Raw genomic sequence first — 13,410 nt, 5'->3', positions numbered from 1 at the left:
ACCTGACCTTGCAGGGCGGCCCCCGCCCTGCGTCCCAAACATCACAGAGGCCCGCATTCGCCGGGCCTCTGTTTCTGTCTCAGGTGCCGGAGGTTTAGAACGCGATGCTACGGACGACCCGAACGGATTTTACCCTGTACCTGACGTTGACACCGCTCTGCGCCGTGGCAATCGCCGGGGCCTTTCGCGCGGTCGCTTCGGGCCTGTCCGCCCCCGATGTCTGGGGTCTGTCGGCACTGTTGGCTTGGGCCGTCGCGGCCCTCGCCCGTCCGATATATCCGCCGCCGGGCGGCAAGCCGGCCCTTTTGCGCGCACTCTCCGCAGGCCTCTCACTGGTCGCTGCTTTGATCGTGCTTGAGGCTCTGCCGCCCGTCGCGATCCTGATGCGGCTGTGCGCCGTGGTCTTGTTGATCGCGCTGATCGCGGATCTCGCCGCCTGCCTGCCCCGCAAGGGGCAAACCCCGGCCATGGCGCTCTTTGTGCTTGTTCTGGCGCTGGCGACCGCACCAATCTGGGCGGGGCCGTTTTTGGTCCAGTCGCCCATCGCGATGAACGCCGCCGTCGCCCTCAATCCTTTGGCGCATCTTTGGGTGCAGGCCGATGTCGATCCGTTCCGCACCGGTCTGTTTTATGGCCGCACGCCGATTGGCGACATGCGCTATACCCTGCCGGATAAAAATGCCGTGCTGGCGGTTCAGTTAGCAGTTGCCGCAGGGCTTTGGGCGGGCCTAAGCTTGTCCCGCCGGACCACGATGAAATTCACGATATCAGGGACATAGAATGATCTTTAGCCACGCCCGAGCGGCCATGCTCACCCTCACCCTGACGGGTTTCACCGCCACCGGCGCCGCGCCACTTCTGGCGCAGGACATCGACCCCGGATTGAAGCAAGAGGCCGAGGCCGCAGTCGACAGCGGGCTCGATTATCTGCGCGGCCAGCAGGGGGAAAACGGCGCCTATCTCGACAGTGTCGGGGTGACGGCGCTGGTGCTCAACGCTTTTGTCACCCAGCCCGGCGGCACCGATCAGAGCGCGCCACTGGTGCAAAACGCCACCGCCTATCTGCTCAGTCAGGTGCAAAAGGACGGCTCGATCACCGAGAGCATTCAGAACCGCAATTACAACACCGCCACCGCAGTGACCGCGCTTTCGGCGCTTGATGATCCGGCGGTGGCCGAGGCGATTGCCGGCGCGCGCGGCTTCCTCGGGCACCTGCAACTGAGCGAAGCCAATGATTATCCGGCGGACCATCCGTATTACGGCGGCATCGGCTATGGCGGCGATGAACGCCCCGACCTGTCCAACATCTATTACGCGCTCGAAGCGCTGGAGGCCGCTGGCGTGCCCGACGATGATCCGGTGGTGCAACGCGCGATGCAGTTTGTGTCGCGCTCGCAGAACAACTCGGAAACCAACGATCAGGCTTGGGCGGGCAATGACGGCGGCTTTACCTATATGCCCGGCGAAAGCGAACATGCGGGCACCGGCAGCTATGGCGGCATGACCCATGTCGGGTTGATCTCGCTGATTTACGCCGGGGCCGACAAAAGCGATCCGCGGGTGCAGGCGGCCTATGACTGGATTCGCGCCAATTACACTGTCGAGACCAACCCCGGCACCGTCGATGATCAGGGGCTATTCTTTTACTACGAGGCGTTTTCGAAAAGCATGACCGCGTATGGCGAAACCACTGTGACCGACACTGCCGGGGTGGCGCACAATTGGCGCGATGATCTGGCCGGTCAGATCGTGTCGATTCAAGGCGACGATGGCGCATGGGTCAACACCAGCCCGCGGTGGTGGGAAGGGTTAAAGCCGCTGGTGACAGCGCGGGCGATCAACGCCTTGAACCTGACGCTGACACCCTGATCCGGGATCGCTGTGATCCGTCAGATCGGGCGAAACGCGCTTGCGGCGCTGGTGGCTGTCTTGGTGATGGCTGTCTTGATGGTGGCAGTCCTGACGATGGCTGGCGCGGCGCAGGCGCAATCGGTCGAGGTTGATCTGCGGGCGGCCTGGGGGGGCTTTGCTGCCCAGAACCGCTTTTCCGAGATCGAGGTCGGGGTGAGTGCGGCGGTTTCGATGCCAGTGACACTCGATTTTCCAGAGGCTGCCGTCGCGATACGCGCGCATCTGCGCACCCGCGCGGGCGAACGGGTGGCGGTGGCGATCCCCTACGCCGTGGCCGGTCCGGCGGATGTGCTGTGGCGCTTGTCGTCCGAGGGGCGCGTGCTGGCCGAGGGCCGGGCGCAGGTGTTTGGCGATGTCGACGGCGGGCAACGCAGCTTTGATCTGACCGGGGTCGGCGGTGCAACGCGCCTTCCTGCCGCCGCCCTGCCGCAGACGGCGATGGCCTATGACACAGTCGAGAGGCTGATCGTCACACAGTCCGATTTGCGCAGGCTCGGGGCGGCGCAGATGACGGCACTGGAGGGGTTTTTGCAACGCTGCGGTGCCTTGACGATCGCCGAGGCCAACCCCGCAGTCTTGCATCGTTTACAGGGGGTTGCGGGCTGCGGCGGGCGCAATATCGGCACCGATCCGACGCAGCCGATCCTGTCGGCTTTGCCGCTGGCGCGCGACCTGGTCAAACTGTCGGACTGCCGCGATTGCGGCGGCCAATGGGGCTGGCTGGTGGCGCTGGCCACGGCCTGCGCGGCGCTCTTGCTCGCCGCTGCGGTGTTTTTCGGCCTATGGGCGGCGTCGGCTGTGGGGGTGGTGTTCGCGGCGCTGTTGCTGGTGGGGCCGCCCGACAAACGCGCTTTTGTCGAGTGGATCGAATGGACCCACGCCACCCCCGGTGCCGCAACCGGCGCGCAGAAGATTGCCCTTGTGGTGCATGGTCGCGGCAACGCGCCCTTCGCCCTGCCGCTGCCGCAAACGGCGATCCCCGACCTGCCATTGCCGCCCGGTGCGCGGTTAGAGGTCGGGCGGCGCGCAGGCGGCGGCGGGGCCACGCTTTTGACGCTTCGCCAGCGGTGGATGGGGCGTCAGCAGGTCGGTCTAAGCAGCGTCGGCACCGTGTCGGCCACGACGCCAATCGGGTCAGACCCGCGCCGCGCCGAGGCCCGTCTGGCCGCGCGAATTGGGCGACGGATCGGGGTGGAGCTGCGGCTGGTGGGCAATCAGACCGAGCTGAGCCAGCCCTTTCCTGGCGTCCGACGCGCGTTGCGCGCCGAGGAGGTGGCGCAATGATCAGGGGGTTGTTTGATAAGGCCAGTCGCGGTCGGCTTCAGGCCGCAACCGTCGTCTTGGCAACCTTATGCGTCGGCACATGGCTCCTGGCGATTTTGCAAGACCCGCGCCCCGATCCCTCGCCGCGACTTCGCGCCGCCGAACTCGCGGCGGTTTTGCTAGTCGTGCAATGCGGCTTGGTGGCGCTCTTGGCGCAGGGCAGCGGCGCGGCGGTGCTGCGGCTGGCGATTGCGGCACTCGCGGTGCCGGCCCCACTTTGGGCCGTGTTATACAAGGCCGGGGCCGTAAGCCGGTGGGATGTGTTGACCACCCAAGGCGCGGTCTTGGGCTGGGGGCTGTTGGTGGCGCTTCTCTGGCACGCTCTGGCAAAGAGGCCCGCGGCAGGGGCGGTAAGGCTTGTGGCAAAGACAGCGCTTGCAATTGCGCTGATTGTGGTGAGCATGAGAGCATGGCCGATATTTCCTGTCTGAATACAAGGCACTCGGGGTCACAGGCGATGGCGTCAATCCCGCCGTCGATGGCCCGACTTTTGCGGCTAGCGCATCGGCAACTGGCGCGGCAGGTGGCGTTGCGTGCGGGCCGCAGAGGGCTTGCACTCGCGGCGATTTGTGTGGCGCTGGCCTGTCTGATCACATGGCTGCTGGCCCCGCTCCCGCGCGAGGTGACATTTGCGGTGGCCCTGTCGGCGGGCGGCGCGCTTGCGTTGATGATCTGGTTTCGGGCGCGCCCGGACATGCGCGCAGCGGCCAATCTGGTCGATGATTGGGCGGGCCAGCCCGACCTTGCGCGCAGCGCGCTTGCGGCCCCGCGTGGTGGATTGGCCGGGGCGTATCTGGCACAGGTCGAACAGGCCGCCGCCCGCGTGCTGACTGCGCCCCCCCGTGCCACAGACGATCCGCAGGCATCGGTTTGGGCGGTGTCGGCGCTTGTCTTGGCGCTGGGATTTGGTGTGTTGCCGCCCGTGTCAGGGCAGCCCGGAACGCAGGTTCTCAAAGGCAGCAGCTCAGGATCGCCGCAAGCCACCCAAGACTCTGCGCGCAAGGCACTGTCGCTGGCGGATGCCTTGTTTCCGGTCGAGTCCAAGGCCGACGATACCGCTGATATGCGCGCGGTGCCGGGGCAAGCGACCGCTTCGGGCGGTTCGGGCACCACGTCAGATCTGCGGGCCGGCGGCATGACAGGCGGCCACACCGAGATCGTCAAACCTCTGGACACCGGCGACAGCATCGCGCTGCCCGGAGGGGCTTTGGCGGGTGATGCGACCCCCCTTGCGGCCCCACTTTCGGGCGATGTCAAAGTTCTCGCCCCCATAGTTCCCAAAGCCGCGCGCCGCATCACCACACCCGCCCCGCTGGCCGATCTGATGCCAGAGCAACGTCGGTTGATCCGGCGCTATCAAACCCTGCAATAGGAGCGCGTTCCCGTGTTCGACACCCCGTCCACGCCGCCCACCCAAGACGACATTGACCAATTCCAACGCGACGCCGCCGCGCTGATCGACGGGTTGAACAACATCGTCGTCGGCCAGCACAGCGTCGTGCGGGACTTTGCAATTGCGCTGTTGTCGGGCGGGCATGTCTTGCTCGAAGGCCTGCCCGGTCTGGGCAAAACCGAGCTGGCGAAAGCGGCGGCGCATCTTCTTGGCGCGCCTCTGGCTCGGGTGCAGGGCACGCCCGATCTGATGCCGTTTGATATCCTCGGCTCCGAAATTTTGCGCACCGAGAGCACCGGCGGCACCCGGCTGGAATTCTCGCCCGGCCCGATCTTTTCGCCGCTTGTGTTGCTCGATGAGGTTAACCGCGCCCCGCCCAAAACCCAATCGGCCCTGCTGGAAGCCATGCAGGAGGGGCAGGTCAGCGCCGGTGGCCAGACCCGCAAACTGCCCGCGCCGTTTATGGTGATTGCCACGCAGAACATGATCGAATTTGAGGGCACCTATCCGCTGCCCGAGGCCCAGCTTGACCGCTTTTTGATGAAGATCGAGGTCGCCTTTCCAGATCGCGCCGCCCTGTTGCGGATTGCGCTTGGCGATGTGCACTCGGGTGACCCTGCGGCGGTGCTCGATCTGCCGAGGTTGGTGGCGATGCAGGGTCTTGGCCGCGCCGTGGTGATCGCGGATCATGTGGCGCAAGCGGCGGTCGATCTGGTGCTGGCCACCCATCCCGGCCCGAAGGCCAGCGCTGAGGTGTCGGAACACGTCGCCTATGGGGCCAGCCCGCGCGCGCTTCAGGCGTTACTGCGCGCCGGGGCGGTGCATGCGCTGATGCAAGGGCGGGCGCATTTAGCGCGCGAGGATTTGGCGCAGGTGGCGCTGCCGATCTTGCGCCACCGCGTATTGCTTGACGTGACCGCTGGTTTAGACGGCATTTCCGCCGATAGCATCCTGAGCGCCGTGCTGGCGCAGTGGCGACAGGATGTTGCAGCGCGATGACGCTTGGCCGGGCCGAGCTGACTGGTCTGGCACGGCTCGCCGAGGGCCGCTTTGGCCTGCCCGGACGGCTGGGGGCCGAGGGCGAAATGACCTCTCGCGTGGGCGGCACCGGCAATGAGTTTCGCGATGTCGCGCCGTATCAACCGGGCGATGATCTGCGCGCCGTCGACTGGCGGGCCAGCGCCCGCCGGGGCCAGCCGCTGGTACGGCGCTATGCGCAGCGTGCGGCGGGAAACTGGCTGATCCATCTCGATTGCAGCGCCTCGATGCGCTTTGGTGCGCGGTGGACCTGTGCCGCCGATCTGGCCGGAGCGCTGGCGGGTTTGCTGCTCCATCAAGGCCACCGCGTCGGGCTGGTCACCTTTGACAGCGCCGCGCGCAGCTTTGTGCCGCCACGGCCGGGAACGCGCCATTTGGCCACCATCCTCGACAGGCTTTCTGCGCCGCCCTTGGCCCAACCGGGCACCGGGTCGCTCCGCTCTGCGTTCACCCATGCTGACCGGGGCGGCGGCCTTGTGGTGATCAGCGATCTGCTTTGGGGGGCGGAGCTTTCGCCTGCGTTGCGCACCATCGCGGCGGCGTGCCGGCGGGGGCATGTGTTGCGATTGGGGGTCGCTGATGACACCCGCCTCCCATCCGGGGCGCAGCTGTTGTGCGATGCCGAAAGCGGGCTGCGGCAGGGTGTGGCCGATGCCCCTGCCGCGCTGGAGCAGGCAGCGCAGAACCGGCTTGCGGACCTTGAGGCCGAGGCGCGACAGGTCTGCCGCCGCAAGGGTCTGGCCTATTCGTCCTGCGATTCGGCAGAGGGCTGGCGCAGGGTGTTGACCCGCCATCTCTCGGCCTTGCCTGCAAGGGGGGGGTGACAGCGTGACGGTCGGTTTCGCAGCACTGGAGTATAGCCTGGCGTTTGGACTGGCGCTCGGTCTGGCCGCCTACATCTGGTGGCTGCATCGTGATGCCGACGCGGGGCCGAGCGCTCTGGTTCCGTCGCTGGCGCTTTGGGGATTTGAGGGCGGAACCGCTGCGAAGCATCGCCGCTCTGGCCTGTGGTGGCTGGTGCGCACGGCTCTGGTCTTGGTGCTTCTGGCGGCTGTTATGAACCTAGATATGTCGAAGATTGGCGGGCCCACGCCGCAAGCGAATTCCGCTGAAGCCCCCGGACCCGAGGTGTTGCGGGCCTCGGCCCGGCGCAGCTTGACTGCGGAGCCAGGACTGTCGGTGCTGATCACCGTATCGCCCGAGGCCGGGGCGGCGGGTCATGAGCTTGTGATCCGCGACGGGGCGCTTGTGCTCGGTCAGATGCGGCTGCCAGAGGCCTCGCTTGCGCCGCTGCGCCTTGATATTCCGATGCCCGGTGGACCGGCGTTAACGATCAATCTCGTGGGGCCGTCAGGCGCGGTATCACGGCTCGAATTGCCTGTCACAGCGCTGATCGCGACACCCAAAGTTGTGGTGGCACAAAGCTGCGGCGCGGGGATGGCGCGGGCGCTGCGGGCCAGCGCATGGTATCAGCCAGTCCCGGCGGGGGCGGACCTCGCCATCGATTGCGCAGCAGTGCCACGGCCCGGCGCCGACCTGCGGATCTGGACCGGCGGTCAAACGCCGGTTCAGGGCGGTTGGTCATGGCACGCCCCGCTGGGCCAAGGCCAGACTGTCCCGGAGCTGCCGGGCATTGCGCTTGTCGCCGGAACCGATACGGGAAACGACGGCGCTGCCCTCAAAACCGTGCCGATCTGGCGGGCAGGCACGCAGATCCTTGCGCGCGGTCAACCCGGAGCGGTGGACGTATTTGTTGACCTCAGTCGGCCCGAAGCGCAGGCGGATGCACGGTTTGCAATGCTCCTCGCGCCCCTGATTGATCTCGCGGCAGGCGCACCGCCTTCGCGGATTGTCACCGCAGGGCACACCCCGCGCCCGGCTGGCACCGTCGCCGTGCCGGACGGGGCGGACCCGCGCATCTGGCTCATCGGGCTGGCGCTGGTTTTGCTGCTCGCGGATGGGCTGCGGGGGCTGCGCCGTGGCGATTAGCAGCGCGCGATCATGGGGCCTCATCGCCCGCGCCACGGTTGCTGCGCTGCTGCTCCTTGCCCTCGCGGAGCTGCCTTTGGCGCAGCGTCCGGTGCCGGCAGCGGTTGACCTGTTTGTCGATGGATCGCTGAGCATGGGGCAGGCCCCCGATGCCGCCGAGCGCGCCGCCATCGGCCAAACACTGCGCGCCTTGCCGCGTGGCAGCACGCTGCGGCAAATCAATTTCGCCACCGAAGGCAGTGCCGCGATCCGTCTTGCCACCGGCCAGCAGCCCTTGGCCCCCACCTTGCAAAGACGGCGCGGGAGCGATCTCGCGGCAGCCGTGGCCGCCACGCCGGATGCCGAGGGCGCGCACCCCCTGCGGATTGTGGTGTCTGACGGCGCTGTGTCGACTTGGCCGGACCGGCAGATGCACGGGTGGTGGCCGATTGCGCCGCGACCAATGGAAACCGAGGCGGGCATCACAACTCTCACCGCGCAAACGAGCGGCGAGGGCGGGCAGCTGCGCGCCGGATTGCGCGGGCCGCCGGGGCAGCGCCTCACCGTTGAGATCACCATAAACGGCAGCCGGATTGCGCGGCGTTCCGTCCGGCTGGGGCCCGATGGAACCGCCTGGATTGACCAGCGGTTCGAGGTGCCCCCCGGCCCGCGCCTTGCCGTGGCGGCGACCTTGGCAGAGGGTCCCTGGGGCATCCCGGACAATGACAAACGGGCGCTGGTGGTGCCCCTGTCGGACCCGGGCCGCGCCTTGGTGTTGGGTGCCGGTCTGCCGGGTCCGGTCTGGCCCTTGCTGAGCGATTGGGGCTTTGCCCCGGTTGCCCGCGCACCCGAGCTGGCACCGACCGATCCCGCCGCATTCGCAGAGTTCGCGCTGGTCGTCCTCGACAATCTGCCGGCGCATCAGCTGTCTGGCCCCTCGGTCGCGGCGCTGAAGCGGGCGGTGGCGGGTGCCGGTGTCGGGCTGGTCGTTCTGGGCGGACCGTCGGCCTTTTCGGCGGGCGGCTACCTCGGGTCCGAGCTTGAGACGATGTTGCCGCTGATCTCGGAGGACGGCGGCGGCGATGCGCCAGCCACGGTGGTCTTTGCCGTCGACGCGTCGGGCAGCATGGGCGACACCTCGGGCGGCGGCACGCGGTTCCTGCGGGCGATGCAGGCCACCGAATTGGCGCTTGCCGGATTGGCCGCGCGGGACCGCGCTGCATTGGTGTTCTTTGACAGCGCCGCCACGGTCTATCACCCGCTTGGCCCCAAGCCCGAGAGCTTTGCCAACACCGCCGGGGCCGTCGCGCGGGAAGGCTCGGGCGGGACTGATATTGCCGCCGGTCTGCGTGCGGCGCTGGCGCAGTTCGACGCGGCACCGGGCAAGAAAGTGGTGATCCTGATCACCGACGGGGCGGACGACGCGTCCGGATTGGCCCCCGCCGCGCTGCGCCGCGCTTTCGCCACTGCCGGGGCGGAACTGTTGCCAATTTTGATTGGCCCGCCAGAGGAGGCGACCGGCCTAAGCGGGACCCTGACTGAAATCGCCGGGCGCGCGCCGGTGGCGGTGCGCCGCGATGCGGATTTGCCACGACTGACCCGCGAGGCACTGGACCAAGAGGTGCAGGCGATCCGGCTTGGACGATGGGATGCGGTGGCGCGCGCCCCTTTGCCGGGCGGGTCCGAGGCGCGCTCTCTGGGGCCGGTCACGGGCTATCCGGTGACGCGCCCCGCCGACACGGCGACGGTGCATCAGGCCACTCCGGACGGCGCGCCGCTGGTGGCGAGCCAGGCATTTGGCGCGGGTCGGGTGCTTGCGGTTGCGCCGGGGTTCAACGGCTGGACGGCGGATTGGTTGCAGGATGTCGCTGCGCTGGAGGCGCTGGGGTCTGCGATGGGCTGGGCGTCGGGCGGGCTTGGGGCGCGGCCACTCTCGCTGCGCATATCACAAGACGGGCGCGGCCTGTCGCTGGTGGTCGAGGCCGTCGATGCGGCAGGCGATTGGCGCAGCGGACTGTCGCCGCGCGCCACGGTGCGCCACCCCGAGGGCCATGTGACCGAAGTTGACCTGCGCGAAACCGCGGGGGGGCGTTATGTCGGCGCGGTGCCGATCACAAGCGCGGGTCTGCGCGACGTGACTGTTCAGGCAGAGGATGCGCGGCTTCGGCGGTCGCTCTGGCTGCCGGTGTGGGAGGCCGAGGAAGTTCTGACGCCATCGCCGCCGCATCCCCGCCTGTTACAGCTGCCAAAGCTCGGGCCGGGCCGCTCTGTTTTGCCACCCGATTGGCCAACCGCCCGTCTTGACCTGCGGCCATGGCTTCTGACCTCCGCGCTGCTGCTGTACCTTGCGATCTTGACGGTGGAACGCCGCGCGGCATGGCTTACCCCGACCAGACAAGTGGCCCGTAAAGCCAGGTCAGCCATGTCCCGGCGCAGAGGAAAGGGCCAAACGCCACTGGCCCGGCAGGACCCCGGTGGCGGGCGCGCAGGGCGGCGAAGATCAAGCCGCTGACCCCGGCGATCAACAGCACCGAGGCCAAGGCACCCGGCCCAACCCACGCCCCGGCGGCGGCAAACAGCTTGACGTCGCCCAAGCCCAGACCCTCGGTGTGGCGCAGCCGGAAATAGACCGCCCGCAGCGCCCAAAACGACGCCGCCCCAAGCGCGGCTCCGGCGAGATGCACACCGGGGGGCAGGCCCGGCAGCCACAGGCTCGCGCCAAGGCCCAAGGCGATCAGCGGCAGGGTCAGGGCGTCTGGCAGGATCATGTGGCGCGCATCAATCACCGCCAGCGCCAACAGGCTCCAGCCCAGCAGGCAGGTCCAGAGCAGCACGCCATTTGGAACGGTAAGCCAGCCCCAAAGCGCAACCGCGAGTGCGGCCCCTTCGATCAGGGGCAGGCGGGTGGGAATAGGGGCGCGGCAGTTGCGGCAGCGCCCGCGCAGGGCGAGAAAACTGAGGATGGGGATGAGATCAAGCGGGGCCAGCACACGCGCGCACCCCGCGCAGCGCGACCGGCCCGCGATGAGGGGCAAACCGGCGGGCAGACGGTCGATGACCACGCCCAGAAAGCTGCCGATCGCGGGCGCGAACAGCAACAGAAGGGCGGGGGCAAGGACGGGAATCGGGTCAAACACCCCAGAAGGTTAGCCGGAATGTTGCGTCGGCGGAAATGCCGTCTTTGCCGGCGTCGCGGGGGCGGCTACAGTCCGGATATGTCAGACAGCGCCATCCCCCGAAAGTCCAGCCAGCGTGGCATCGCCTTGATCCTCGTCCTGTGGTTCTCCGTGCTTCTGGCGCTGATTGCCACCGCCGCCAACCAAGCCAGCCGCAATGACATCGCGCTGGCGCTGAACACCACCGATGCCTACGGTGCCGAATTGGCCGCCGATGGCGCGCTCGACACGGCGCTGTACATTATCATGACCGGCGAACCCGAGGATTGGTTCCTTGACGGCACGCCGTATGCTTGGGGGATGAACGGGGCCGAGGTGCGGGTGGCGGTCTGGGATGAACGCCAGCGCACCGATCTTAACACCGCGTCTGAGGCGGCGTTGGTGGCGATGTTTCTCAACCTGCGGGTGACGCTGGCCGAGGCGACAACGCTGGCCCGTGGCGTCACCGAGTATCGTGCGGCGGCGCGGTCGGACTTTCGCAGCACGGTGACGGATGAGCGGCTACAGGCCAGCGGCCATTTCGCCTTTGGGCTGGTCGAAGAGATCGGCGCGGTGCCGGGTGTCTCGGCCGACCTTGCCCAGAGGATCGCGACCCAGGCCACGGTCTATACCGGTCTGGCCACGCCCAAGCGTACCGAGCTGGGCGCGCCGCCGCGCCTTGCGACCGGCGCCCTGCCGCCCGCGCGCTTTCCCGCCACCACGCAGCCTTTGCCGCTGACTGCACTTGCGACGGATGTGCCCGACCGATCCAATCTGTTGCGGCTGCGCGCCGAGGCGGTTCTGCCCGGTGGCGGTGCCTTTGCGCGAGAGGCGGTGGTGATGCTGGGGGGCGCGCAGTCAACGGCCCCGTATGATCGGCGGCTGTGGCGGCGGGTTGATGGGGCGCTGTTTCCGGCGCCCGAGACCGATCTATTCGAGCAGCAGCTCGAGTGAGGTGATGCGCTCGCCCGACTGGAACTTTGCCCCCGACGAGGTGATTTCGACCAACTCCCAGCCCTGTACCGCGTCGCCGACAGAAATCCGCAGCGTTGGCGCGCTCGGGGTGGTTTGCATCACAAGGATGTCTTTGCCGTCCTGAAGGATCGTGCCCAGAATGCGCGCCGTCAGCTCTTGTTGCGGGGCGGGCGCGGTGGCGGTTGCCGGGGCTGAGGCGGCGGGGGCCTCGGCACGCGGCGGGGCGGGGCGTTTGCGCGTCGGCTCAAACACCGCCCGGTCAAGCAATGCGGTCTCATTGGGCGGTCGCGCCTCATACACCGCAGGCGGCAGCGTGACGGCGAAATCGGCCTTGTCGGGCGCGGCCTCGGGGAGGGCGGTGCCTGCAGGAGCCACGTCTTCCCCCCGCAATGACGCTTGCAGTTGCACCCCGGTCCAGACCAGACCGCCGCCGAGCACCGCAAGGATAAGAAGCAACCGCAGGATCATTCGCCGCCCCCCGTGCGCACCAGATCGACCGAGACGAAAAAGCGCTGTCGCCCGGTGCGTTCGTCCCGCGTGGTGGGGGCGGTGAACCGGGCATTTTCCAGCGCAGGGTTCTTGTCGAGCAACAACAGCATCGCGGTTGGATCCTTGGAATAGCCCGCCATGGATATCACGCCTTGGGCGAGATCGAAACTGGCGAGGTAGTCCGTGTCGGTCAGCGACGCCGTGACGGTTTCCAGCGCCGCCCCCACCGAGGCGCTCTCGGCCTTGCGGGTTTCCACCAGACTGGCGGCCGTGCGCAGCGCTTCAAGCCGCTGTTCCATCGCCGCCGCGCCTTGCGCTCCGCGACGCAACTCGCGGGTCTCCGCGCGGGTCTGTTCCAGCGCGGCTTGCCGTCCGGTGTATTCCAGTCCGGCCAGCGCCATCAGCGCCACTACCAACAGCAAGGCTGTCCCCTGGATCAGCCGCGGCAAGATCCGTTTCGGGCGGTGGCGTTGGAGCGGCGGCAGCAGGTTCAACTGCGGGTCGCTGGCGTCATCCGTCACCCGGGTCGGGCGCAGCCCGATCGAGCGGGCCAAAGCCACCAACCGCGTCACATCCGCGACTTGGGCGATCAGCATGACAACTTTTATGGTTTCGCCCTCGGCCTCGACATTGTCGACCCGTGCATCGAAATAGACGTCTTTCGGATTGAAGGGGGTATAGCGATTGATGTCTTTTTCGATCTCGCCGTGCAGGTTGATCGCGGCCCGCGCCGGCAGGTCGATCCGTGTCTTGAGCACCTGATGGCGGGGCAACTGCAGCACCACCTCGCCGGCGTCTATGCTGCGGGCACGCCGCACCGCCCGGCTGCGCGCAATCTTGGGCGCGGCGTCATCTTGGGCGGCAATGACCGGCTCGTCGAACAGTTCAACCTGCTCGGTGCCGCTGTCGAGCATCAGCTGCGCGCGGGTGTCCGAGGTTTTCAGCACCAGCGTAGAGCGCGGACCAAACAGCAAGCTAGAGAGCCATTCGGGCAACCCGTGGCGCAACCCATCGGACCACCAACCCAGCGCGCGGCCAAGTGTAGAGCCGCTCATGGCCACGCCTTTGCTGCGCGCGCGGGGGCGAACCCGCCTGTCCTGTTCAAATTCGACGTCATCACTTTATACAGTCGATCACACCCGGCCTGATATGCCAATG

Annotated in this window: 12 protein-coding genes and 1 pseudogene; 10 read left to right on the top strand and 3 right to left on the bottom strand. The window is 67.6% G+C overall.

Going from position 1 to position 13,410, the window contains the following annotated elements:
- Positions 1-104 precede the first annotated feature (104 nt).
- The 9 genes and pseudogenes from ACW9UO_RS18320 to ACW9UO_RS18280 all read left to right on the top strand — a co-directional run.
- The gene (locus ACW9UO_RS18320) at positions 105-779 is read left to right on the top strand and encodes a hypothetical protein (protein ID WP_457088765.1); all 675 of its coding nucleotides are present in this window, start codon (positions 105-107) and stop codon (positions 777-779) included.
- Between the two features lie 28 nt (positions 780-807).
- Complete coding sequence (locus tag ACW9UO_RS18315) at positions 808-1,869, top strand: prenyltransferase/squalene oxidase repeat-containing protein (protein ID WP_457088764.1); 1,062 nt, start codon at positions 808-810, stop codon at positions 1,867-1,869.
- 12 nt (positions 1,870-1,881) lie between these two features.
- Positions 1,882-3,195 (top strand): hypothetical protein, encoded by a 1,314-nt coding sequence (locus ACW9UO_RS18310; RefSeq protein WP_457088763.1) that lies wholly within the window; start codon positions 1,882-1,884, stop codon positions 3,193-3,195.
- Positions 3,192-3,665: a hypothetical protein gene (locus tag ACW9UO_RS18305; protein WP_457088762.1), complete on the top strand. Its 474-nt coding sequence runs from the start codon at positions 3,192-3,194 to the stop codon at positions 3,663-3,665. Before ACW9UO_RS18310 ends, ACW9UO_RS18305 begins: the two co-directional genes overlap by 4 nt.
- Positions 3,644-4,606: a hypothetical protein gene (locus ACW9UO_RS18300; protein ID WP_457088761.1), complete on the top strand. Its 963-nt coding sequence runs from the start codon at positions 3,644-3,646 to the stop codon at positions 4,604-4,606. Before ACW9UO_RS18305 ends, ACW9UO_RS18300 begins: the two co-directional genes overlap by 22 nt.
- 12 nt (positions 4,607-4,618) lie before the next feature.
- The gene (locus ACW9UO_RS18295; RefSeq protein ID WP_457088760.1) at positions 4,619-5,626 is read left to right on the top strand and encodes an AAA family ATPase; all 1,008 of its coding nucleotides are present in this window, start codon (positions 4,619-4,621) and stop codon (positions 5,624-5,626) included.
- On the top strand, positions 5,623-6,489 hold the full coding sequence (locus tag ACW9UO_RS18290) for a DUF58 domain-containing protein (RefSeq protein WP_457088759.1): 867 nt from the start codon (positions 5,623-5,625) through the stop codon (positions 6,487-6,489). Before ACW9UO_RS18295 ends, ACW9UO_RS18290 begins: the two co-directional genes overlap by 4 nt.
- A gap of 4 nt (positions 6,490-6,493) precedes the next feature.
- Positions 6,494-7,654: a hypothetical protein gene (locus tag ACW9UO_RS18285; RefSeq protein ID WP_457088758.1), complete on the top strand. Its 1,161-nt coding sequence runs from the start codon at positions 6,494-6,496 to the stop codon at positions 7,652-7,654.
- A pseudogene (locus ACW9UO_RS18280) lies at positions 7,623-9,026 on the top strand (VWA domain-containing protein); the annotation flags it as partial. The gene ACW9UO_RS18285 and the pseudogene ACW9UO_RS18280, both read left to right, overlap by 32 nt.
- Before the next feature lie 988 nt (positions 9,027-10,014).
- Here the strand turns inward: ACW9UO_RS18280 and ACW9UO_RS18275 are convergent.
- Entirely contained in the window at positions 10,015-10,770 is a 756-nt protein-coding gene (locus tag ACW9UO_RS18275) for a prepilin peptidase (protein WP_457088757.1), read from the bottom strand.
- 78 nt (positions 10,771-10,848) lie between these two features.
- Here ACW9UO_RS18275 and ACW9UO_RS18270 point away from each other — a divergent pair, with 78 nt between their 5' ends.
- Positions 10,849-11,742, top strand: coding sequence for a hypothetical protein (locus ACW9UO_RS18270; protein ID WP_457088756.1), 894 nt, complete (start codon positions 10,849-10,851; stop codon positions 11,740-11,742).
- Here the strand turns inward: ACW9UO_RS18270 and ACW9UO_RS18265 are convergent.
- The gene (locus tag ACW9UO_RS18265) at positions 11,719-12,231 is read right to left on the bottom strand and encodes a hypothetical protein (RefSeq protein ID WP_457088755.1); all 513 of its coding nucleotides are present in this window, start codon (positions 12,229-12,231) and stop codon (positions 11,719-11,721) included. The two genes, ACW9UO_RS18270 and ACW9UO_RS18265, sit on opposite strands and share 24 nt — an antisense overlap.
- On the bottom strand, positions 12,228-13,307 hold the full coding sequence (locus ACW9UO_RS18260) for a PilN domain-containing protein (protein ID WP_457088754.1): 1,080 nt from the start codon (positions 13,305-13,307) through the stop codon (positions 12,228-12,230). Before ACW9UO_RS18260 ends, ACW9UO_RS18265 begins: the two co-directional genes overlap by 4 nt.
- Positions 13,308-13,410 lie beyond the last annotated feature (103 nt).

The sequence above is a fragment of the Marinovum sedimenti genome (assembly GCF_054052205.1).
This window is presented reverse-complemented; position numbering and strand designations above follow the sequence as displayed.